This is a genomic window from Rhodococcus sp. UFZ-B548, assembly GCF_903819475.1.
In the GTDB taxonomy this organism is placed as follows: Bacteria; Actinomycetota; Actinomycetes; order Mycobacteriales; family Mycobacteriaceae; genus Rhodococcus_F; species Rhodococcus_F erythropolis.
This window is the reverse complement of the sequence record NZ_CAIJDS010000055.1, coordinates 1-19,958: the sequence shown is the minus strand read 5'-3', so window position 1 is coordinate 19,958 and position 19,958 is coordinate 1. Positions and strand designations below refer to the sequence as shown.

21 protein-coding genes are annotated in these 19,958 nt (G+C 62.2%); 10 read left to right on the top strand and 11 right to left on the bottom strand.

Going from position 1 to position 19,958, the window contains the following annotated elements; genetic code table 11:
• Nucleotides 1–13 precede the first annotated feature (13 nt).
• The 5 genes from H7C86_RS30895 to H7C86_RS30875 form a co-directional block, all read right to left on the bottom strand.
• The gene (locus H7C86_RS30895) at nt 14–1,603 is read right to left on the bottom strand and encodes a multicopper oxidase family protein (RefSeq protein ID WP_182262905.1); all 1,590 of its coding nucleotides are present in this window, start codon (nt 1,601–1,603) and stop codon (nt 14–16) included.
• The gene (locus H7C86_RS30890) at nt 1,600–2,919 is read right to left on the bottom strand and encodes a hypothetical protein (RefSeq protein WP_042447108.1); all 1,320 of its coding nucleotides are present in this window, start codon (nt 2,917–2,919) and stop codon (nt 1,600–1,602) included. The genes H7C86_RS30895 and H7C86_RS30890 overlap by 4 nt, the downstream gene beginning before the upstream one ends.
• Complete coding sequence (locus H7C86_RS30885; RefSeq protein ID WP_029256402.1) at nt 2,916–3,587, bottom strand: methylamine dehydrogenase light chain; 672 nt, start codon at nt 3,585–3,587, stop codon at nt 2,916–2,918. The genes H7C86_RS30890 and H7C86_RS30885 overlap by 4 nt, the downstream gene beginning before the upstream one ends.
• A 75-nt stretch (nt 3,588–3,662) precedes the next feature.
• Complete coding sequence (locus tag H7C86_RS30880; RefSeq protein ID WP_019745575.1) at nt 3,663–4,271, bottom strand: redoxin domain-containing protein; 609 nt, start codon at nt 4,269–4,271, stop codon at nt 3,663–3,665.
• Nucleotides 4,272–4,314: 43 nt separating this feature from the next.
• On the bottom strand, nt 4,315–4,905 hold the full coding sequence (locus H7C86_RS30875) for a MauE/DoxX family redox-associated membrane protein (RefSeq protein WP_182262904.1): 591 nt from the start codon (nt 4,903–4,905) through the stop codon (nt 4,315–4,317).
• Nucleotides 4,906–5,253: 348 nt separating this feature from the next.
• Here H7C86_RS30875 and H7C86_RS30870 point away from each other — a divergent pair, with 348 nt between their 5' ends.
• Nucleotides 5,254–6,822 carry an APC family permease gene (locus H7C86_RS30870; protein ID WP_182262903.1) on the top strand — a complete coding sequence of 523 codons (1,569 nt, stop codon included), beginning with the start codon at nt 5,254–5,256 and terminating at the stop codon, nt 6,820–6,822.
• Nucleotides 6,819–7,604 (top strand): IclR family transcriptional regulator, encoded by a 786-nt coding sequence (locus H7C86_RS30865; RefSeq protein WP_182262902.1) that lies wholly within the window; start codon nt 6,819–6,821, stop codon nt 7,602–7,604. The genes H7C86_RS30870 and H7C86_RS30865 overlap by 4 nt, the downstream gene beginning before the upstream one ends.
• Nucleotides 7,605–7,606: 2 nt before the next feature.
• Here the strand turns inward: H7C86_RS30865 and cobU are convergent, their stop codons facing one another.
• Genes cobU through H7C86_RS30845 form a run of 4 tightly spaced genes read right to left on the bottom strand, consistent with a single transcriptional unit; the run spans nt 7,607 to nt 11,715 of the window.
• On the bottom strand, nt 7,607–8,929 hold the full coding sequence (gene cobU / locus H7C86_RS30860) for a bifunctional adenosylcobinamide kinase/adenosylcobinamide-phosphate guanylyltransferase (RefSeq protein ID WP_182262901.1): 1,323 nt from the start codon (nt 8,927–8,929) through the stop codon (nt 7,607–7,609).
• Nucleotides 8,929–9,717, bottom strand: a complete 789-nt coding sequence (locus tag H7C86_RS30855) for an ABC transporter ATP-binding protein (protein ID WP_182262900.1) — start codon at nt 9,715–9,717, stop codon at nt 8,929–8,931. Before H7C86_RS30855 ends, cobU begins: the two co-directional genes overlap by 1 nt.
• The gene (locus tag H7C86_RS30850) at nt 9,714–10,748 is read right to left on the bottom strand and encodes an iron ABC transporter permease (protein WP_182262899.1); all 1,035 of its coding nucleotides are present in this window, start codon (nt 10,746–10,748) and stop codon (nt 9,714–9,716) included. The genes H7C86_RS30855 and H7C86_RS30850 overlap by 4 nt, the downstream gene beginning before the upstream one ends.
• Nucleotides 10,749–10,755: 7 nt before the next feature.
• A complete protein-coding gene (locus H7C86_RS30845) occupies nt 10,756–11,715 on the bottom strand; it encodes an ABC transporter substrate-binding protein (RefSeq protein ID WP_182262898.1) in 960 nt (319 codons plus the stop codon).
• Between the two features lie 308 nt (nt 11,716–12,023).
• On the opposite strand from H7C86_RS30845, the gene H7C86_RS30840 reads away from it, so the two are divergent.
• The 3 genes from H7C86_RS30840 to H7C86_RS30830 are packed head-to-tail and all read left to right on the top strand — an operon-like array spanning nt 12,024 to nt 14,373.
• Entirely contained in the window at nt 12,024–12,440 is a 417-nt protein-coding gene (locus H7C86_RS30840) for a GntR family transcriptional regulator (RefSeq protein WP_007729675.1), read from the top strand.
• Complete coding sequence (locus tag H7C86_RS30835; RefSeq protein WP_182262897.1) at nt 12,437–13,306, top strand: ABC transporter ATP-binding protein; 870 nt, start codon at nt 12,437–12,439, stop codon at nt 13,304–13,306. The genes H7C86_RS30840 and H7C86_RS30835 overlap by 4 nt, the downstream gene beginning before the upstream one ends.
• On the top strand, nt 13,303–14,373 hold the full coding sequence (locus H7C86_RS30830) for an ABC transporter permease (protein WP_020970981.1): 1,071 nt from the start codon (nt 13,303–13,305) through the stop codon (nt 14,371–14,373). Before H7C86_RS30835 ends, H7C86_RS30830 begins: the two co-directional genes overlap by 4 nt.
• Nucleotide 14,374: 1 nt before the next feature.
• On the opposite strand, the gene H7C86_RS30825 is transcribed toward H7C86_RS30830, so the two are convergent.
• Nucleotides 14,375–15,016 (bottom strand): DUF4232 domain-containing protein, encoded by a 642-nt coding sequence (locus H7C86_RS30825; RefSeq protein ID WP_134998904.1) that lies wholly within the window; start codon nt 15,014–15,016, stop codon nt 14,375–14,377.
• Nucleotides 15,017–15,207: 191 nt separating this feature from the next.
• Here H7C86_RS30825 and H7C86_RS30820 point away from each other — a divergent pair, with 191 nt between their 5' ends.
• The 3 genes from H7C86_RS30820 to H7C86_RS37535 all read left to right on the top strand — a co-directional run bounded on the left by H7C86_RS30820 (nt 15,208) and on the right by H7C86_RS37535 (nt 18,094).
• The gene (locus H7C86_RS30820) at nt 15,208–16,053 is read left to right on the top strand and encodes an alpha/beta hydrolase (RefSeq protein WP_003939910.1); all 846 of its coding nucleotides are present in this window, start codon (nt 15,208–15,210) and stop codon (nt 16,051–16,053) included.
• Nucleotides 16,054–16,077: 24 nt separating this feature from the next.
• On the top strand, nt 16,078–17,151 hold the full coding sequence (locus tag H7C86_RS30815; RefSeq protein WP_182262896.1) for a VIT1/CCC1 family protein: 1,074 nt from the start codon (nt 16,078–16,080) through the stop codon (nt 17,149–17,151).
• A 400-nt stretch (nt 17,152–17,551) separates the two neighbouring features.
• Nucleotides 17,552–18,094, top strand: a complete 543-nt coding sequence (locus H7C86_RS37535) for a hypothetical protein (RefSeq protein WP_259349346.1) — start codon at nt 17,552–17,554, stop codon at nt 18,092–18,094.
• A gap of 88 nt (nt 18,095–18,182) precedes the next feature.
• Here H7C86_RS37535 and H7C86_RS30805 read toward each other — a convergent pair whose 3' ends face one another.
• Entirely contained in the window at nt 18,183–18,785 is a 603-nt protein-coding gene (locus H7C86_RS30805) for a recombinase family protein (protein ID WP_182262895.1), read from the bottom strand.
• Nucleotides 18,786–18,912: 127 nt separating this feature from the next.
• Here H7C86_RS30805 and H7C86_RS30800 point away from each other — a divergent pair, with 127 nt between their 5' ends.
• On the top strand, nt 18,913–19,257 hold the full coding sequence (locus H7C86_RS30800) for a hypothetical protein (RefSeq protein ID WP_182262894.1): 345 nt from the start codon (nt 18,913–18,915) through the stop codon (nt 19,255–19,257).
• Between the two features lie 52 nt (nt 19,258–19,309).
• Nucleotides 19,310–19,945: a TetR/AcrR family transcriptional regulator gene (locus tag H7C86_RS30795; protein ID WP_182262893.1), complete on the top strand. Its 636-nt coding sequence runs from the start codon at nt 19,310–19,312 to the stop codon at nt 19,943–19,945.
• Nucleotides 19,946–19,958 lie beyond the last annotated feature (13 nt).

Below are 19,958 nucleotides of genomic sequence, written 5' to 3'. Positions count from 1 at the left end.
ATTCTTCGACTTGTCAGCGGACGTAACGCAGATTTGCCGTCATGCCGGCCTCGAAGTGGTAGGCGTTGTGGCAGTGGAACATCCACTCGCCGGGATTGTCGGCGTCGAACTCGATGGCAAGCTCGGTGCCGGGTAGGACGTTGACGGTGTCTCGGCGAAGTCCGCCGTAATCCGGTACCGCAAACGTGTGGCCGTGGGTGTGCATGGGGTGCCACATCGTGGACGTGTTCTTCATGGTGATCCGGACCCGTTCGCCCTGTTTCATGACGAGCTTGCCCGCATCGGCTCCCGCCATTCCCCAGACGTACCGATCGCCGGCCTGGATCAATTCGATGTGGTAGTCGCGATCAGGCGACTTCGTCTCGAGCCGTGCGGATTCCGTGGGTCGGAGTTCGCTTTCGGTGACCAGTCGGCCAGCCAGTTCCGAGAGGTTTCCGCCCACATCCGGATTCGCCAGCGCCAACGCGTCGGTGCTGCGTAGGACGGTCGACGCATAACCATCTCGGCCCTCGACCTTCGCCACCACCGGCCATGTTCCCGACTTCACCGTCACCAGTACGTCGTAGCGTTGGGCCATTCCGACGATGATGGTGTCGGCGGGAGTTGGTTCCACGTCGTAGCCATCGGTAGCGACGATTGTCATCTCGTGACCGGCCACAGCAAACCGGTACGGAGTTTCGGCCGCTGCGTTGATGATTCGCAGTCGCAGGATCGAACCGGGCGCTGCAGTGACGACAGCAGGATCGTTGGGTGGCCGCCCGTTGATCAAGTGCAGTGGATACGCGATGTGTTGAGTCATCCCGCCGAGTGGTTCGGAAGAACCGTGTCCGCCGCTCACCAACTGTTGCGCGACGGACATGTCGGCTTCCGAGTGTTCCGCCGGAGTTGTTGCCCCACCGCCGTGTCCGCCGTGCCCGCCCGAAATTGCCGGGTTCAGGGCCATCAGGACTGAATCCGGTGTGGTACCCAATCCGTCGAGCCAGTCGTCGAGCACCAGAACGGCATCGACGTCGGCCCCGGTGATGTCGTTCGGGTCCTCGACGATCATGGCGCCGAAGAGCCCCCGATCGGCTTGTAATCCGCTGTGCGAGTGGTACCAGTACGTTCCCGGATCCGGTGCGATGAAGTTGTACTCGAAACTCGAACCGGCGGCGATGGGGGCCTGCGTGGTGGGGGCCGCGCCGTCCATGTCGTTGCGGATTCGAATTCCGTGCCAGTGCAGTGTTGTTTCGGCGTCGAGGCCGTTCTGGACGCTGACGTTCACCCGGTCACCGGACTTCAGCCGAAGTTCCGGAGCCACCGCAGCGCCTCCGTACGTCCACGTGTCCACGAGGCGTCCGCCAAGATCTACCGTCGAGAATCCGGCGGCAAGGGCAAACGCGGCGGTGGTCCCGTTCCAGGCTCGCGCCGATTCTGCGGCGGCAACTTCGGGGTCGGTGGGCAGGATGTAGTCGAGATCGGTCGTGGGCGTCGGAGATGCTGCAGTGGAACTGCATCCGGCAATCGTCCCCATTGCGCCGAGCCCGAGTGCTCCGGCGCCGAGTGCTCCCAAACTCAGGAAGCGGCGCCGGCCCATCACCACACCGGATCCGGGACGACTCATCGGAGTACTTCTGGTGTGATCAACCCGCTGACATCACCGACGTTGCCCGAGACATCGACGGAACTGACCTGCTCGCCGGTGCTCGCGTTGTAACCCACGATCTTCTGCGGAGCGGAGCCTTCGACCTCAGGTCCCGAACCGAGCACGTAGAACGTGGCGCCGTCGACGGAAAAGGTCATGCTCTTGATGTCTGTCAAGCCGAGGTCTGCCAGTGTCAAGCTCTTCACCGGGGCGAAGGTCGTTGCGTCGGACAAGTCGATCTTGACCAGTGAGCCTCCCCGAGCAGAGTCCGGATGAATAGCCGTGTCCGTGTACGCGATTGCGAGCCGGGTTGCGTCGGCATTGATGACGTTCTCCGAGAATCGACCGGAGTCCTGCCCGGCGTTTCCGATCGGCTTGACACCTTCCTGAGGCAGTCCGTTGGAGAAGTCGAAGACGTACACATCGCCGTTCTCACTGACCAGCAAGGCTTTTTGTGCTTCCGATGCCCACGTGACCTTGCGGGTGGAGACAAAATCCTCGGGTAGGACCTTGCTTCGGGCGGTTTCCTTCGGAACACCGTCGTCACCGATCGTGACGTGCAGCAGTTCCCGGGTGTCCTCGCAGACGCTGTACAGCTCGTGATCGACCATCCACGTGAACGGACCGCAGCCGACTATCTGGAGTGCACCGGTCGCTTCCTTCTTCTCGAGGTCGACCACTCTGATTCCGTACAAACCGTCGTCCCACGTGACGAAGAACTTGCCGTCGGACGTCACGGCGTTCGAGCCGGGACGGGAATGTACGCGTGCGACGTCCGGAAGCATGACCTCGGCTGGTTCCAGCAGGTTTCCGGAGTAGGTGCTGACCGTGAAATCTGCTGCGCCGCGGGAACCTCGGGGGCGCCACACCTCGGCAGCGAGCACCGCAGGATCCTCGGCGGAATCCCCGACGAATCCGTGAATGACCGGATCCCAGATACCCGGGCCGACGGTGATTCGGCTCTCGGCCACACCGGTTTTCGGATCGATGACGTTGACGCTGAGCTCGAGCTGGCCGAATCCACCTTCGACGCCCAGCAAGCGGTCAGCTGCGATCGGGGTGATCGAACCGACGTGCAATGGCTCGGGAATGGTATCGCCGATTTCCTGGTCGTCGTGACCGAGGGAGATCCCCTCGCCCGGAGCAGTGAACGGAACTGTCGGATAGGTGACATCGCCTGCGCTGGAAGGTTCGTCGTTGTCGGACGAACTGCAACCGGCCAGCGCGAGTACGACGGTGAGTGGGATGACGGCAACGGCCGGGCGCGCCAGTTTTCGGGTTCGCGAACTGCTCATGATCCGGCACCGACCTTGGGGCGCTCGGCCGGTCGAGTCTGGCAGTCCTCACCGATGATGGGCGCCATCGTGCAGGTGTATGCCTGAGACTCGTCGGAGACACACCAGATGATTTCCTGGTCGTAGCTTCCGGAGACCGGGTTGTACATCACGGCCTGCATGTCCGGTTCGCCGCAGAATGCGTTGGAACACGAAGGTGCCCCGCAGCAGTCGTAGTAGGCGATCAGATAGGTCTTGCCGGTATCAGGGTTGGTGCAGCATCCGACCCAGAACTCTGCGCCGGGCTTGCTGCCGGGGGCGCAGGTGGTGACACCGCCGCCGTTGCATGCGGCACAGGACGTTCCGTCCATGTTGCACCAGCGCCAGTACTCGCACTCGGCCGGATCTTTACCGTCGTAGACAGGGACAAGAGGTTCGGGGCCAGGTGCCGGCGCAGGAACCTCGGGCTCTTGGGCGAAGGCACTACGTGTCACAGGAAGTGTGCTGATCAGCGCCACTCCTGACACACCCATGGTCCACTTGCCGATCCGACTGATCATGGATCGCCGCGAAACTCGTTCGGAGAGTTTACGTCCGGTTCGACTGGTGAGCGAACCGCCCTGGCCCGCCATCCATTCGGCCTGGGCCTGAACTGTCGCCTCGTCGACGGGATATCGATTCTCCGTCATGTTGTGCTGCGGGAATTCATTGTCGTCCAACGATTTTCTCCTGATTCGTGAAGAGGATCGAACTGTGCAGGAAGATCAGGCCGCGCTGCCGGATTTCGCCTGGGCATGAAGGTGCTGGAGTGAGGGGGTGCCGGATTCGAGCGCATTGAGCAGGCTTTCCACCTGAGCCATGTGATTGCACAGGCCCTTTCCTCGGATCTTGCCGTGCTCGTCGAGAATCACGCCGTACGGAGTGGTGCCCACCTGGTACGCGATACCGACGTCTCGAGCGTCGATGTAACTGAGCTCGGAACCGATCCCGCTGCCGGCCAGGAACTCGCGATGCTCTTCGGGTGTTCCGTCGGAGATGATGATCACGTCGAGATCCGATTCGGCTCGGGCCATTGCCCTTACGCCGGGAAGAAGGCTCTTGCATGTCGAGCAACTCGGTGCTGTGAACAGCAGGAGTTGAGGTTTGTCGCGGTGACCACCGACTCCGACGGTCCGTCCTTCCTGATCGATGAGACCGGCAAACGACGGGCCGGCCTGTTCGACCTTGGGGCCGGTATCCATCATCCGGGCACCGAGAGGTCCGAGACGTACTTGTACGCGGCCGATTTCACGAGCCAGAGCAAGAACCATCAAGAACAGTACGGCTACGGCGATCACCAGGATCACTGTCGCGACAAGGAGGAAAGTGGTCATCGTGGTAGTCCTGCCTTCGAGTTTTCAGTGGTGGGGATGTGAGTCACGAGCCGTACCGGGACGCGGTTTCGGCGGTTCGGAGGCGGATGGAGGCGCTCGACAGGTAGTCGTCGACCGGGCGTCGTCCGAGGTGGACCACCGAACGAATTTGTGCGAGAGCAACTCCAGCCAGAACGAGGAGGAATCCGAAGGTCGCCGCCACGACCTGGACGCCGATCTCAGCCTGTCCGGCGGTGACCGACAGTGCCACAGCGATCACCGCGAGTGTTCCGGCGCGAACGGCGTGGAACCATCCGATACGCGGAATCTCGCCGACCCCGAATGCAAAACATCCGCAGTCCAGATCGCGTCGCCCACGCAGGAGGTTGATCGTGAGGCTCGTGAAGAACGACGCGAACATGACGGCAGCAACCAAGGCGGCGAGGCGATGGACCACGCCGAGAACCAGAAGGATGCCTACGACGGTTTCCGCGACGGGAAGGATGCGAGCGATCGGTACTTCGAGTCGCACCGGCAACACTTTGTATCCGCGCACCGAACGAAGGACCCCGTCGTGGTCGTTCAGCTTGGGAATGCCGGCGAGCAGGAGAACAAATCCGATGATCGCCGAAGTGGTGGCGCTGACCAAGTCCATGCTTCCTCCGTTCCTCTCGGGTAGTGCCGGTGGTGTGTGGGACACATCCTGTACGGGCGATGCTGCGAACCCGCGTCGACCGCGCTACGCCTGGACGAGGTGCAACTGAGAGAGCAGCTGTCGTGTGAGAATCGGAGAACTCGCAGGTCAAGGTGCTCCCGGAGGGGCCGGATACCGTCGGCCGCCCTTGATCCGGCATGACGCTGGGTGGGAAACAGAGTCGGATTCTCACTTGAAAGTTCTGTGCGCGCCATCGTGGAAACTGCGCGGAAACATAAGCGGACTAACTTGACCGAATTCTGACAATTCGCTCGTAGGTTCGGGCCTGGACGCGACGGACGGTGACACATGGCCGTGAGTGCGGCACTGCGTGCAGCGATCACGCGAGCGCAGAATGCGGATCAACACAGTGAGCCCGTGTTCTCCCCGCTCCGTGGTCTCGGACGAGGACGTCTGACCCCGATCGACCTGTTGGGGCAATCACTCTCCACGATCGCGCCGGCAACGGGAATGGTGTTCATCGCCCTGTGGATGATCACCTACAGTCCCGGCTACGTCGGGTTGGCTGCGATTGCTGCGACAACTTCGGCGGTGTTTCTCGTCGCGTTCTGCATCACTCAGTTCACGCGGAGACTGGCCGCAGCAGGATCGTTGTACAGCTTCGTCTTCCAAGGCTCCGGTATCCGGGCGACCCTGACGGCGGGCGCCGGTATCCGGGCGACACTGACGGCGGGTGCCGCACTGGTACTCGGGTATCTCGGAATCTCGGTTTCGGTTTTCTCGCAGGCAGTTCCGAGTCTGCTCGATACCATCGCCATTGTCGGCCCCGACGTGCGAGGAACTGCCGCGACGGTGATCACGACGGTGGCGATTGCCCTGGCCGTCGCGTGGATTGCAGTGCGCGGCGTCCGGTTCGCCACCCGAGCGATCCTGGTCGTCGAAGCGTGCTCGTTGATTCTCATCGTCGTGGTCATGCTGGCGACGCACAGTGACACGACAACTGCTGTTGCCCTGCCGAATCCGTCGCTGAGTGCAGTTCCGTTTCTCGCGATGCTGACGGTGCTCAGCATGGCGGGCTTCGAAAGTTCGGCCTTCTTCGGCCCGGAAGCGAAGCGACCACTCATCAGCGTCACACGCACGGTTCTCATTTCGCCGATCATCTGCGGGGTCCTCTTCGTTTTTGCGGCCTGGGCGGCGATGACCGGCCACGGCGCGACGATCGTCGGAGCGTACTTCGAGGGAACGGCATCCGGGGCCAGCGCGGAGGTGGTTCTGGCAGTCAAGATCGGAATGACGTGTTCCTGGTTCGCATCCACTCTCGGTTGTGCGCAGGCGGGTTCGCGGTTGTTGTACTCGATGGGGATCGAACGGGTACTGCCTGCGCCGCTCGCTCGCGTGCACAGACGGTTCCGTACCCCGTACGTTGCGGTACTTGTGTTCGTCGCGGTAAGTGCGGCGGGAGTATTCATCTATTCGGATACGGTTCGCGACGATTCGGGATCCTTCGACGGCGTGGTGGAGACCGCGTTGGTCTGCGCTTACACGCTGGTGGCCTTTGCTTCGTGGAAGTTCTTGCGCCGAATCGGGGAACATACGTCGCTGACCCGGATATGCACCCTGTCCGTGAGTACCGCCGGTGCTGGTCTACTGGTCTACATCGTTCTCGACGGTGCGGTTCACGGGATGTGGGCACTGCCGATCGCTGCTCTTGCTGTTGTGGTGTCGGGGACAGTGTGGAGCGCATTGCTCCGTAGAGCCAGACCTGAAAGCCTTCTGATGGTTGGCGCTTTCGACAGCGTCGAGACGGCGGACCTGTTGCCCGGTGCTGGCACTCTGCTGATCGACGGTGACGGGCGAAGGCGACTCGTTCCGGATCGTGGGACCGTCGAGGGTGACTCGCCCGAGCATGGGCGGTGACCACGGACCGTGCAACCGCTGGTCCACGATCAGGAAAACAGATCGGCGAAGAGACCCACTTCAGTGGACAACAACCGCGTGCGGTTCAGAAGGCGCTGGGGATGCTCGAGGCGGTGGCTCATCTGGGACCGGGAACAACCGCGAAGGAGATCGCCACTTTTGCAGGCGTTCCATCGGCCACGGCGTACCGGATGCTGAATCTGCTGGTGGCGGAGGGCTTTCTCGTGCGGGTGCCGGACCTGTCAGGGTTCGCGTTGGGACGTCGGACTGCCGAGCTCTCGCATGCGGCGTCGTCGAGTGGTCCGGCGCCGACGCTGCACGAGCGCGTCGAGGACATGCGGACACACACGAGGTTCGGATTGCACGTCGCGTCATTCGCCGGTGGGCGCTTGCGGTTCGTCGACAAGGATCCGGATCACGAGATCATTGGAATAGCGGCACTGGCCAAGAACCTTCACGCGAATGCGCTGGGGAAGGTTCTGTTGGCGCACGACGAGCGGTTGCTTTCGGGTTTGGAACTTCGCCGGGTCACGGAGTTCACCCTCGATGATTTCGATGCGTTGTATGAGCAGCTGAGGTCTGTTCGCCTGCAGGGTTTTGCATTCGAGAACCAGGAATGCCGCCTGGGTCGATCCGCGGTAGCAGTACCGGTTCGAGATCACGCAGACCAGGTGGCCGGCGGGTTGTGTGTTCAAGGAGCGAGCGGGCGAGTGACGGATGAGGATCGAGAGTTGGTCGGTTTTCTACTCGATTGTGCGCGTCAGCTCACCGGATTGCTCTGACGTCACACGCGCAGGCTCAGTGGGAGCCCGGCGGTCATCAGGACCACGGACTCCGATTCACTGGCGATTCGGCTGTTCACCAGACCGAGTAGATCGCGGAACAGCCTCCCGGACTTCGTGTCCGGGACGACGCCGCTTCCCACTTCGTTCGTGACGGCGACAATCGGAACCGGACAGGCGGTCCAGGCGTCGGCCAACCGGTCGATATCTGCGTGGACGGCGCTGAGATCTTTTGTCGCCCACGCCTGATGTCGGTCCAGACGTGCGGTCAACCACGTGCCGAGGCAATCGAGCAGTATCGGTGTTGTTGCGGCCGCGAGAATCTCGGCGACTTCGGAGGTCTCTACCGTCGTCCACGTCGACGGCCTCCGCGCGCGATGCGACGCAATTCGTTCGATCCAGTCGGGATCGTCGTCCTGCGGATCCCCGGTGGCGATGTACGTGACGTTCCGGTAGCCGGCAAGCAGGCCCTCCGCGTAAGTGGACTTGCCCGAGCGGGCGCCACCGGTGACCAGAGTTCGATGGCTCTGTCCTACCCCGATCTCGAGCACAGCTCCATCCGGAACCGCTCGCGCCCCGGACACGCGAAGTGCTTCCGAGAGTTCGTTTTCGATTGGGTTGTGGTGTCCGAGGTGTACGGCGACCACATCGGTTCGATCGGCGATCGCGTCGCAGTTGCGTAGTCGCGACACCGTCTCCGCGAAATTCGGCAGATCATGGTGCCCGGTGCCGTGGTCAGTTTTGTAGCCGAAGGTCTCTTCGAGAAAGACGGCGTCGAAACGGGCGTCGGCAAGGGCGTCGACTGTGGATTCGGGCAGAGGCCCGGTGTCGGTGGCCCAGAAGATTCGGGTTCCGGATGCGTCGGTGATGTCGTAGAGAAGGGTGGGTACTTCGTGCGCGGCTTCGAGTGCGCGAACACGATAGGTGCCCAACATGATCGACTGGCCGGTCTCGAGCGGTGTGAAAGTCACCGAGTCATCCGGGCCCACCCAGTCTCGGCAGAGAGCGAGCGCGTCGGGTGGTCCGAGAACCTGTAGTGGTTCGGTGCGCGATGCCCAGGACCGGAACAGCAATGCCATCGGGCCGAGGTGATCGGGATGAGAATGCGTCAGCAGGATGTGTTCGACGTGTGCCAGCGTGCGACCGAATCGCGATGCGGCACGCGGTACTTCGGGTCCACAGTCTAACAGAATTCTGTTGTCCACCAGGGCGGCAGTGTGCCCGCGAATGGTTTCACTCGACAGGGCAGCCAGGCAGGAAGGGCAAGTACAGAACGGGTTCGGCCAACCGTCGGCAGCACCGGTGCCGAGCATCACCAATTCCATCAGCGGGTGCCTTCCTGCCGAATCGGAACAACTATGGGACCGCTGGGCCGGTCCAGGATTTCGACCCGGGCGCCGTACACGCGGCCGAGGAGGTCTGCCTCCAGCACCGCTGAGGGAGTGCCGTCGGCAACCACGCTGCCCTTGTCCAGCAGCACGATTCGTCGACCGTACTGACCCGCGAGAGTGAGGTCGTGCATCGCGGCGATGACCGTGATGTTGTCCGCCTCACGCAGTTCCTCCACCAAGTCGAGAACCTGCTGCTGGTGACCGATGTCGAGCGCGCTGGTGGGTTCGTCCAGGAGCAGTACCTGAGGTTCTTGAGCCAATGCCCGAGCCAGGACCACGCGCTGCAATTCGCCGCCGGAAAGTTCGGTGGCTCGTCGATCTGCGAACTCGGCGAGGTCGAGCCTCTCGATCACCGAAGAGATCACCGAACGGTCAGTAGCGGTTTCGGTTCCGAAGCGTCGTAGATAGGGAGTGCGGCCGAGCGCAACCAGTTCCTTAACCGTTGAGCCCTCGGGTACTACCGGACGCTGAGGCATCAACGCGACTACGGCGGACATCGCCTTGCGGCTGGAATTGCGAGGACTCAGTCCCCCGACCGAGAGCTCACCGGTAGACGGAATCAATCCAGCGAGGGCATGCATCAAGGTTGTCTTGCCGGCGCCGTTCGGCCCGACCACGGCAACCCAATCGCCGGGTGCCACATCGAGATCGATGCCGTCGACGACGTCTTTGCCGCCGAGGTTGACTCGGAGGTCGCGGCACCGCACTGCGCTGTCGGTCATGCCGAGACCCGGCTGCGGCGCAGAACCAGAAGGAAGAACGGAGCGCCGATCATCGCGGTCACAACCCCGATGGGGAGTTCGGCCGGTGCCATGACCGTGCGGGCGGCGACGTCGGTGAGGACGAGAAACGCCGCTCCGAGCATGAGTGACAGGGGGAGAAGCAGTCGATGCGACGGGCCGACGACCAGTCGAACCGCATGGGGAACAACGATTCCGACAAAGCCGATCAGTCCACTTGCACTCACGACCGCCGCCGTTCCCAGAGTTGCGGCGAGCACCAGTACCAGGCGTGATCTGGCCGGGTCGACGCCGAGGCTGGCGGCTTCGACGTCACCTACGGCCATCACGTCGAGTACGCGTCGATGTACCAGGATGACGGCAGATGCCAGCGCGACGTACGGCAGGACAACCAGAACTTCCGACCAACCGTCGGTGGACAATCCGCCGAGCAGCCAGGAATAGACCTCGCGGAGTGAATCGTCGAACCGCTGCTGGACAAAAGTCTGCGCTGCATTCGTGAACGCTGCGACTGCGACACCGGCGAGGATGATGACTACCGCGTTCTGCGGCCCGCCTATGCTTCGGCCGAGCGAATAAGTTGCGAACACGGCCAGCACACCACCGACGAAGGCGGCCATGGGAATTCCGAACATGCCCAGCGCTCCACCCGAAACGATGGCGAGGGTTGCGCCCAGTCCGGCTCCGCTGGAAACGCCGAGGAGATACGGATCTGCCAAGGGATTTCGAAACACGCCCTGGTAGGCGGCACCGGCAACGGCCAACATTGCTCCGACCAACGCGCCCAGGACTACTCGCGGAAGCCGGATCTGCCAGAGAATCGCCTGCTGTGTTGCGGTGAGGCCGGAATCTATATGGATGCCGGGTATTCCGTCCAGAAGTTCGAGAATGGTCCGATCAGGCGTCAATCCGGCCGGCCCCACCAGAACACCGATCAGCAAGGCAGCGCACAGAATCAGCGCGGCGCCGAGCAGAACGACGGTCCGATGTTGGGAGATACCGGCTTTGATCATCGAGTGCTCAGGCCGCGGGAACTTGGGCAACGATGGCCGCGACGGCCTTCACCTGATCGGCGACACGAGGTCCCCAGCGGCTGGAAAGGTCTTCGTCGAGCACATGGATCTGGTTGCCGGTAACCGCTTTCATGCCGCTCCACCCGGGCCGGGCGGCGACGGATTCTGCTGTCACTCCACAGCATTGGGAGTCTGCGAGAAAGATGAGATCGGGATTGGCCTGCACCACGAATTCGGCGGACAGCTGCGGATAGTCGCCCTGCCCCGCGGCGTCGGCGATGCTCTTCATTCCGAACAGCGAGTAGATCTGCCCGACGAAGCTCGAGCTCGTGACGGTGTAGAGCGAGGAGTCGAGTTCGTGGAAGTACGTCAGCGGCTGTTGGCGCGCAGGAACACTGGCGACAGCGGCGTCGATGTCCGAGCGCATGGTGTCGACAACTTCGGTGCCCTTGTCCTCGTGGCCGGTGGCCTTCGCGACGCGCTCGATCTGGGCGTAGACGTCGTCGATGCTTGTGGCTGCCGGTAGTAGGAGTGTCGGCACCTTCGCCTTTTGCAGCCCGGAGACAAGATCGTTCATGTCATCCGATGCGATCACCAGATCCGGTGCGTAGCCGAGGATGGCTTCGACGTTCGGTTGAAAGCCCGAGAGATCGGTGACCGGGATACCGGCCGGGTAGTCGGACTGATTGTCGACGGCCTTCACCTGATCGCCCGCGCCGACGGCCCACAGGGTCTCGGTGGCGCTGGGACTGAGTGACACGATCGACTGCGGACGTGACTCGATGGTGATGTCCGTGCCGGAATCCGTGGGACCGGAAACAACAGTCACCGGGAACGAGCCGTCCGAGGCGGCTGTGGTTGCGGGTGCATCGGACGTCGAGCTACTGCAGGCACCGGCAAGCAGTGCGGTGCTCACCGTCAGTGCTGCAAGTACAGATCTGAATCTATGTGTCGGCCGAGTACTCACAGCCACCCCTCCGCTAGTGGTGAAGGGTCGCGAGCAGCGCGGCCGCGAGGCGAAGCGCCACGAGCGGTCCTTCGTCCGAGAACCATCGTGTCGCCACGAGGCCGGTGACCTGACTCGTTCGCCGCGAGTAGTGACGGGCGAATTCACAGTTGCGTCGACAGTGCCGGGGTTTCACCGAACTTCACACGAGCAGCGTGGCACCCCGGTGAACCGGGGCATCTGCACTTTACAGGGGTCGTCTGGCTTGACCCGGGAGGTCAAGGCAGGGTAAATATCTATTCCACTAATGAACTAGTGAAAGGGTTCGGATGATCGACTTCCGTATCGACCGCCGATCCGGCATTCCCACTTACGTGCAATTGGTCCTTCAGGTGAAGCAGGCGCTCAGGCTCGGTGATCTCCAAGTCGGGGATCGGCTGCCCACAGCCAAGGACGTCGTGGGAGCGCTCGCGATCAACCCGAACACAGTCCTGAAGGCCTACAAGGAACTCGAGCGCGACGGACTTGTCGCCCCGAGACCCGGATTGGGCACGTTCGTCGTGAAGTCCCTGGCCAAGCCCGGTATGGCGGAAAGCTCTGCGCTACGTCGTGAGTTGGCGCGTTGGGTTGCAGATGCCGTGGCCGCCGGACTCGAGCGCACGGACATCGAAGCATTGGTGAGTTTGGAGCTCGAGAAGACGTTCATCGAATCGGATCCGTCCGGAAAGCAGGGGGAGACATCATGACTGCGCAAGAATCGGCGCTCACGATGCAGGACGTGGACAAGCGCTTCGGCAAGAAGAAGGTGCTCGACGCCTGCACATTCGAGGTCGCGACAGGAAGCATCACTGCCCTGGTCGGGGTGAACGGAGCGGGCAAGTCCACACTGATGTCCTTGGCGGTCGGGTTGACGATGCCTGACCACGGTTCGATCTCCGTCCTGGGCAGCACGCCGGATCAGGACGGCATCTGCCCAGGCCTGTCGTACCTCGCTCAGCACAAGCCGCTGTATCCCAAATTCACTGTTGCAGAACTTCTTCGATTCGGCGCATACACCAACGACGAGTGGGATGCGAAGTACGCTCTGGATCTGGTGGAGCGCGCTGGGATTGCTCTCGATGCAAAGGCGAAGACTCTGTCACCAGGTCAACGAACCAGGGTTGCACTGGCTTTGGCGCTCGGGCGCAGACCGCAGTTGCTTCTACTCGACGAGCCCTTGGCGGATCTTGATCCCGTGGCGCGGCGGTCCGTCGCGACCACTCTGCTCGAAGACGTTGCCGAGTACGGCACCACGGTTCTGTTGTCTTCACACATCGTTTCCGAATTGGCAGACGTCTCGGATCGACTTCTTCTGCTGGGCGGCGGAAACGCGAGATTATCCGGTCCGTTGGATGAATTGATCGCTGCCCATTACGTATTGATCGGGGACGGCGATCCTTCGGACGTGGTCGGTGGCGGTGCGGTCATTCATACCGACAAGGGGATGCGGTCGAATTCTCATGTGGTGGAGGGAATCCGTCCGAGCCCTCGGGCCGGCTGGGTGATCGACGACGCAACTCTCGACGACGTGGTGCTCGGGCACCTGAGCGCAGAAACGATGGTGGCGGCATGATCTGGGTTACGTGGCGGCACCACCGGACATCGCTCATTGTGTCATTGGGATTCATCGCGGCACTAGCAGTCATTGTCTTGTCGAGTGGTGCGATCATCAAGAGCAGCGGACAAACCCAACGCTTCGGATCGCCACTCAGTTGCTTCGACGACATCACCGCGATCTGCACGGCAGAGACGGCTCTCACCCTGACGACAGTGGTTGCTACTGCTCTGCCGGTGTTCCTCGGCGTGTTGATCGGGGTAACCGTGTTTTCGCGGGATGTCGAACAAGGAACACACGTACTGGGGCTTACTCAATCGGTCAGTCGGACTCGGTGGTTCTGGACCCGTGTGTTGATCGTCTTCCTGCCGATTTCTGTGGCTTCCGCATTGCTCGGATTTGCATTGCAATGGGCTCGATCCCTCCCGGACAACTCCCGGTATGGATTTGTTGCCGGGCGTTCGACTTTCGTCGAGATATCGAACCTGTCGTATCCGCTCTTTCAATCCAGCGGACTGGTCTTGGGTGCATACACATTCATGGCACTCATGCTCGGAGCAGCTCTGGCTTTGCTGGTGCGTAGTTCGATCGGCGCAATGGCGATCACGATGGTCGGTGTTGTTGCGATCCTGGCAGCATTTCAGTTGGTTGCACGACCCGATTACGCCGAGCCGAGTGTCCGAACGTCACCCGTCGCCGGATTCAGTTCCTACTATTCGAGCGATACCAGTATTCCCGCGGTCAATTGGGAACTCGCGCAGGGATATGTCGACCTCCGCGGTAACTGGGTCGACATCAAATACGACGAGTGCACGTGGGGTGGATCAGGCGGCGAGAACCCATACGACCAGCGCCCGGAGGAGACCGGCGCCGAGTACAGCCTCCGCATGGATGTGCTCTCAGCGCAGCAGAACAGAGAGATGGAGATCTGTTTGCGGGAACACGGCGTCGACCACTACGAAGTTCGCTACCACTCAGCTGATCGGTTCTGGCGTTTCCAGTTCACGGAAGCTGCACTCGTCCTGATCCTTTCGGGATTGTTCCTCCTGCCGGCGCTCTGGGGCCTACGACGCCTCAAGCCGTGACTCAGCGGGCGACCGGCGCGACCGTCAGCTGATTGATGTTCGCGCCGGTCATCGAGCAACCCTTGGTGGGGTAGGCAAGGAAGACCGAGTCGTAGCTGTTGGGCGGGTAAACCCTCAGTCCCGCAACGTCGGTCACGCCGCACTGATCTGCCGGGTAGTTCTCGACATTCGTGGCGCGCACCAAAGACGTTGCGGCAGAGCCAGGGGCAAGGGAGACGAGTGAACCGGATCCGGAGCGGCCGGCTGCAGCACCCACTTCGCTTCCGGACGCTCCCGTGACATACGAGACGCCGGGGAAACCGTCGAGCGTGCACGTGCGACCGCCCGTGTTGGTGAAGACCACCGGAAGCTCCACAGAACCGGCGGCGCCACTCGACTCGCCGAGGGTGACGTTCAGCTCCCCGATCGCGCAGCCTTCGGGATTGGGTGCCGTCGAGGTTGTGGTTTGGGTGTGGTCGGTATGGGTCGTCGAAGGTGCGGCAGTACCGGTCTGGGTCGTCGGCGCAGAGGCGCTCGTGGTTGAGGCGGGTGCCGGTGAACTCTCGGCCGTTCCCGTTTCGTCCGAGCCGCAACCGCTGAGAAGGGCGAGAGCAGCAAGTGGAGCCGCCAACAAGCCGACGTTGCGCATGCGGTTGGGATTCATCGCTCTGTACTCCTCAAGCTGGTCGACAACTGGCTCCGGAACATCCGTGTCCGGTATATCCGAATCCGAGGCCGGATGTGCAGAAACGAATCAGGCTCGCCGGTGATCAGGACCTACTTCCCGGATGGATTGCCGCTGCGGATCTAGCATGAGAAATAACCTGTCCGGATCGCGACCACCGGGAGTAGCGCATGTTCACCTTCACCAGCGACGACGGAGTGGTCATTCATGTCCACGAATGGCCCACCGAGCAGGAACCTCGAGGGGTTGTTCAACTCGCGCACGGTATGGGTGAGCACGCAAAACGCTACGCACACGTCGCCGAAGCCCTGAATGCTCGCGGTTTCCACGTCTACGCGGCGGACCACCGCGGCCACGGTGAGAGCATGCACGCCGGCCCAGGCAACATCGGCGACGACGGCTGGAACCGCTTGGTGGCAGACATGGTGACCCTCACGGGCATCATCCGCGACAAACACCCCGGCCTGCCCGTCGTACTGCTCAGCCACAGCCTCGGTTCGTTCGCTTCGCAGCAGTACATCCTCGATCATTCGCACCTGATCGACGCCGTCGCACTGTCGGGGACTACCGCGGTCGATCAACTGATCGAGAGCCTCGTCAACGACGGCCCGGACGTCCTCGCCCAGTTCAACGCCGAATTCGAACCGGCCCGCACTCCGCACGACTGGCTCAGCCGTGACGAAGCGCAGGTGGATTTGTACATCAACGATCCGCTGTGCGGTTTCAGCCTGGACGACGCAGGCATGGGCGGACTTATCGCAGCGGGACCGAGGTTCGTCGACGTCGAGGGTGTGCGACAAGACCTTCCGATCCTGGTCTTCGTCGGCACCTCGGATCCTCTCAACGCCGCGCTGAGCCGTACCGACGTCGCAGTCGAACGGTACAACTCGGCGGGGATCGAAGACGTCACCTATTACACCTATCCGGGCGCCAGGCACGAGATCTTCAACGAGACCAACCGCGACGACGTCATCAATGATCTGACGACGTGGATGGATCGCGTACTTGAAGCGTGACCGCCTCACCGGAAGGGGAACACGATGTCCACAGTTCCGGCCGCACGACCCGATCCAGACCCGCGAGATGTCAAGCGCTGGAGACGATACCTCGCCGACGAACAAGCCGAGGCCGCCGTCTACCGCGACCTCGCGAGTAGGCGCAGCGGCGAGGAACGCGAAATCCTTCTCGCCCTGGCCGACGCGGAGGGCCGACACGAGGCGCACTGGCGAGCGCTTCTCGGCGATCACGTCGGCAAACCACTACGCGGCGATATCCGCACTCGGATACTGGGCTTTCTGGCCAGGCGTTTCGGTTCCGTGTTCGTGCTCGCTCTTGCCCAGCGCGCGGAGACGCGATCCCCGTATCCGAACGACGCCGACGCGACCGCATCGATGGGCGCGGATGAGAAGATCCACGAAGAAGTGGTGCGAGCCTTGGCCACTCGGGGTCGGAACAGACTTTCGGGGACGTTTCGTGCCGCCGTCTTCGGAGCCAACGACGGCCTCGTCAGCAATCTCGCTCTCGTGCTCGGCATCAGCGGTAGCGGCGTCTCCAACCAGATCGTTCTGATCACCGGCATGGCCGGGCTTCTGGCCGGCGCCCTGTCGATGGGAGCCGGCGAGTACGTTTCAGTCCGCTCGCAGCGAGAGTTGTTGGAAGCGTCCAATCCTGGTCCCGCGGCCAGCGAAGCCGTCGGACTGCTCGACGTCGACGCCAACGAATTGTCCCTGGTCTACCGGGCCCGCGGCATGTCCGCCGAGGAAGCGGACCAGCGCGCCGCCGAGGTCCTCGCGAACAGCACCTTCGGCGCCGCTGACGTTGTCGACGACCATGAAGCCGTCGGAACCGGGTTGGGCGCAGCGGCGGCAAGTTTTTGCTTCTTCGCCTCGGGCGCCATCATTCCGGTGCTGCCGTATCTGTTCGGCCTGGAAGGCATGACGGCTCTGATCGTCGCGTCCGTACTCGTGGGGATCGCGTTGCTGACGACGGGCGTTGTGGTCGGGTTGCTGTCGGGCGGGTCGCCGTTCAAGAGGGCCCTACGCCAACTTACGATCGGCTATGGCGCTGCCGGCGCGACGTATCTGCTCGGCATGTTGTTCGGGACCTCGCTCTGAGCGTCGGCTCACGCGCGTAGGGCGGGATCGCGGTGAGCCGGATCGATCCGGACCGGAATTTGGCACACCACGGCCTCGGTGTGTTTGCGCAGTGCATGAGCGATTTCATCGGTTCGTTGGCTCGGGAGGAATCGGTGCCATCTGGTCGCCGGGTCGATGGTGGCGACTCGGTTTCCCTCGCCGATCCCCACTCACCACCGCAGTCTTCGACTGGGCAGTCGTCAGTGCTTCCACGCAGTCCACCGCCGCGGCACTCTCGACCACGATCGTCGACCCGAACGAACTTGTCGCCCAACCGAGCTGGTGACGCACTCTCACAGGGAAACCTCGCGGCTTCACACAACTGACCACGCAGCAGCGTGAGGAACTGCGCAGTGCGTACTCCTCGTTGCATTGGCCGTTGCGCGGGGAAGGCCCCGAGATCCGGCTCGTTGCAGTTGCGGAAAATGTTGTCGCACGGATCATCTTCGACCCAGCCTGGGCGCACCCCATGCTCGACGGGCACCGTTCCGTTCTCGGTTTCACCATGGAACTGCACATGATCGCGGCCGCCGCTCATGAACTACTCCGTGTGCGATCCAATACGCCGACGCTGCCGATAGACGACGGCACCGACCAACTCGCCCGAGCACGGGCCGAGTGGGACAGACGGCACGTCGTTGCCGCACAAGCAGAAGCTGCACTCGTCGACCGGATCGCCGCGCTACGCGCCTACGAACAAGCCCTCACCCCGATCGGGGCCGCACTGCACAATCTGCAGGCAGTGACCGAGCTGGCAGCCGGGGGAGGGGACGTGGACCGAGTCTTCAGGCAAATCACCGGCTCCGAATACGCCGCCGGGCACACCACCGCCATGCGAGACGACATCGACGACGTCCGCGCCGGTCTCGACGCCCAGGTCGCTTACCTCGACAGTCTCATCGGCCCACACCGCAACGCCTGAACACCAGACAAAGCGAACAGCGCACAAACGGTCTGCCGCGACACCACTTCGTGATGCCTTGCCCTCTAAAGGATTCTGGGTGCGTCAGTCAGTGGTCGGGAGTTGGATCAGGTGAGGATCGAAGGGTTCTCTCGCGTGCGAGGTACTGGTAGACCGCAGGTTGAGAGAGAGAAAAGCGTTTCATCAATTCGGGGACGGACGATTCATGCCGTTCGTACAAGTCGAACATCTCCGCTTGCTGCTCCGGAGTGAGTTTCGGCTTACGTCCCTTGAACGCACCCGATGCTTTCCTCTGGGCAACACTCTCATGTAGCCGCAACCGCAGTAGACCGGACTCGAACTGCGCGAACGTCGTCGACAGCATCGAAAACACGGTCTCACCGATCGGGTCCTTCGGATCGTGCACGACACCGTCGAACATCAACAACACGTCCCGACGCGACAAGTCAGAAGTGATATCCGAAAGATCCGGCACCGAACGCGCCAACCGGTCGAGCGAGGTGACCACCAACGTGTCACGCGCAGACACCGCGCCGAGTGCCGCTGCAAGTGCCGGCCGCGGCCGATCAATACCGCTCAAACCATGATCGACATGAATCCGACTTGGCTCGACCCCGAGTTTCACGAGTTGGTCACGCTCGACCTGCTCATCGTCACCAGACGATGCGCACCGTGCGTAACCAATCAACATCACACCATCGTATTCTACGAAGAACCCCAATCAAGTGTAGACGCCGACAGTGGCGGGCATCCGCTACATTGAACGCGGTTTTACCAGGTCGTAGGCAATCACCGCAGCATCGTGAAAGGAGCTGACGATGTCCGTAGTCCCACGCAAAGTCATCCGCAAGAAGCTCCTGCACACCGCCGTCCTCGACAAAATAGAACGCGAACACCTCAACCTCGACACCGATCAGGTCCACCACAGCCTGCACCGACTGCGCCAGCACGTCACCGGCGCCTCACTGACCCGATGCCTCGACCAGTGGGAACACATCGTGAGCAACAACGACATCGACGCCGTCCGAGAGATCGAAGCCTCCGACACCGAGACTGCCCGTGAAATGCGCAACCTCTCACCCTTGCCGGTTCTACTCAGCGAACCGGAACGACTCCACGTTATCGCCGACCTTCGCACCTGCACGTCGACGAACGGCTGCTGATGTGGTGCACACCTGATCCGGTTACCGTCCGCATGATCGAAGGAACATCACGATGACCAGCCCCATCGAGGCAGCGAACACGCCGGAAGACACCGCCGCGAGAACCCGCCCCCGGATCGGCCGTGCCCCCGGCAGCAAGAACGCGGAGCCCCAGGCTCGCGCAGTGCGAACACGGGACGCGATCATCACCGTTGCGGCCCGTCACTTCGACACCGACGGGTACGGCCACACCAGCATGAACACCATCGCCCGCGCTGGAAAATTCGCCAAAGGCGCGATGTACTACCACTTTCCATCCAAAGACGCGATCGGCAACCAACTCCTCTCCGACTGGAAACGCACCGTCGACGAAACCGTCACTGACGCAACGGCCGGTCCGAGCAGTACATCACCAGAGCAACTGACAGCGATCTTCACGTCCCTCGCACGACAGATCACCGAGGACATCAACCTACGTGCTGGCATGAAGCTCACTCTCGAACCCTCCATCGACAACACCGACGGCTTTGCACACTGGGTGAACACCATCAGTGAAATCGTCGACACCGCCATCAGCACAGGCGAAATCCCCGACACCCCCACCACACATCGACTCGCCTGGAACTTGTGCGCCAGCACCGTCGGAGCGGCCCACGCCTCCACCTCCTCGCTATGTGTCAAGTCAAGTGAGACAGTGACGTTCAGTTGATCTGCGATTCCGA

Coding starts and splice junctions, on each gene's coding strand:
- H7C86_RS30895 (WP_182262905.1), bottom strand. CDS start 1,603: ATGAGTCGTCCCGGATCCGGTGTGGTGATGGGCCGGCGCCGCTTCCTG.
- H7C86_RS30890 (WP_042447108.1), bottom strand. CDS start 2,919: ATGAGCAGTTCGCGAACCCGAAAACTGGCGCGCCCGGCCGTTGCCGTC.
- H7C86_RS30885 (WP_029256402.1), bottom strand. CDS start 3,587: ATGACGGAGAATCGATATCCCGTCGACGAGGCGACAGTTCAGGCCCAG.
- H7C86_RS30880 (WP_019745575.1), bottom strand. CDS start 4,271: ATGACCACTTTCCTCCTTGTCGCGACAGTGATCCTGGTGATCGCCGTA.
- H7C86_RS30875 (WP_182262904.1), bottom strand. CDS start 4,905: ATGGACTTGGTCAGCGCCACCACTTCGGCGATCATCGGATTTGTTCTC.
- H7C86_RS30870 (WP_182262903.1), top strand. CDS start 5,254: ATGGCCGTGAGTGCGGCACTGCGTGCAGCGATCACGCGAGCGCAGAAT.
- cobU (WP_182262901.1), bottom strand. CDS start 8,929: ATGGAATTGGTGATGCTCGGCACCGGTGCTGCCGACGGTTGGCCGAAC.
- H7C86_RS30855 (WP_182262900.1), bottom strand. CDS start 9,717: ATGACCGACAGCGCAGTGCGGTGCCGCGACCTCCGAGTCAACCTCGGC.
- H7C86_RS30850 (WP_182262899.1), bottom strand. CDS start 10,748: ATGATCAAAGCCGGTATCTCCCAACATCGGACCGTCGTTCTGCTCGGC.
- H7C86_RS30840 (WP_007729675.1), top strand. CDS start 12,024: ATGATCGACTTCCGTATCGACCGCCGATCCGGCATTCCCACTTACGTG.
- H7C86_RS30835 (WP_182262897.1), top strand. CDS start 12,437: ATGACTGCGCAAGAATCGGCGCTCACGATGCAGGACGTGGACAAGCGC.
- H7C86_RS30830 (WP_020970981.1), top strand. CDS start 13,303: ATGATCTGGGTTACGTGGCGGCACCACCGGACATCGCTCATTGTGTCA.
- H7C86_RS30825 (WP_134998904.1), bottom strand. CDS start 15,016: ATGAATCCCAACCGCATGCGCAACGTCGGCTTGTTGGCGGCTCCACTT.
- H7C86_RS30820 (WP_003939910.1), top strand. CDS start 15,208: ATGTTCACCTTCACCAGCGACGACGGAGTGGTCATTCATGTCCACGAA.
- H7C86_RS30815 (WP_182262896.1), top strand. CDS start 16,078: ATGTCCACAGTTCCGGCCGCACGACCCGATCCAGACCCGCGAGATGTC.
- H7C86_RS30805 (WP_182262895.1), bottom strand. CDS start 18,785: ATGTTGATTGGTTACGCACGGTGCGCATCGTCTGGTGACGATGAGCAG.
- H7C86_RS30800 (WP_182262894.1), top strand. CDS start 18,913: ATGTCCGTAGTCCCACGCAAAGTCATCCGCAAGAAGCTCCTGCACACC.
- H7C86_RS30795 (WP_182262893.1), top strand. CDS start 19,310: ATGACCAGCCCCATCGAGGCAGCGAACACGCCGGAAGACACCGCCGCG.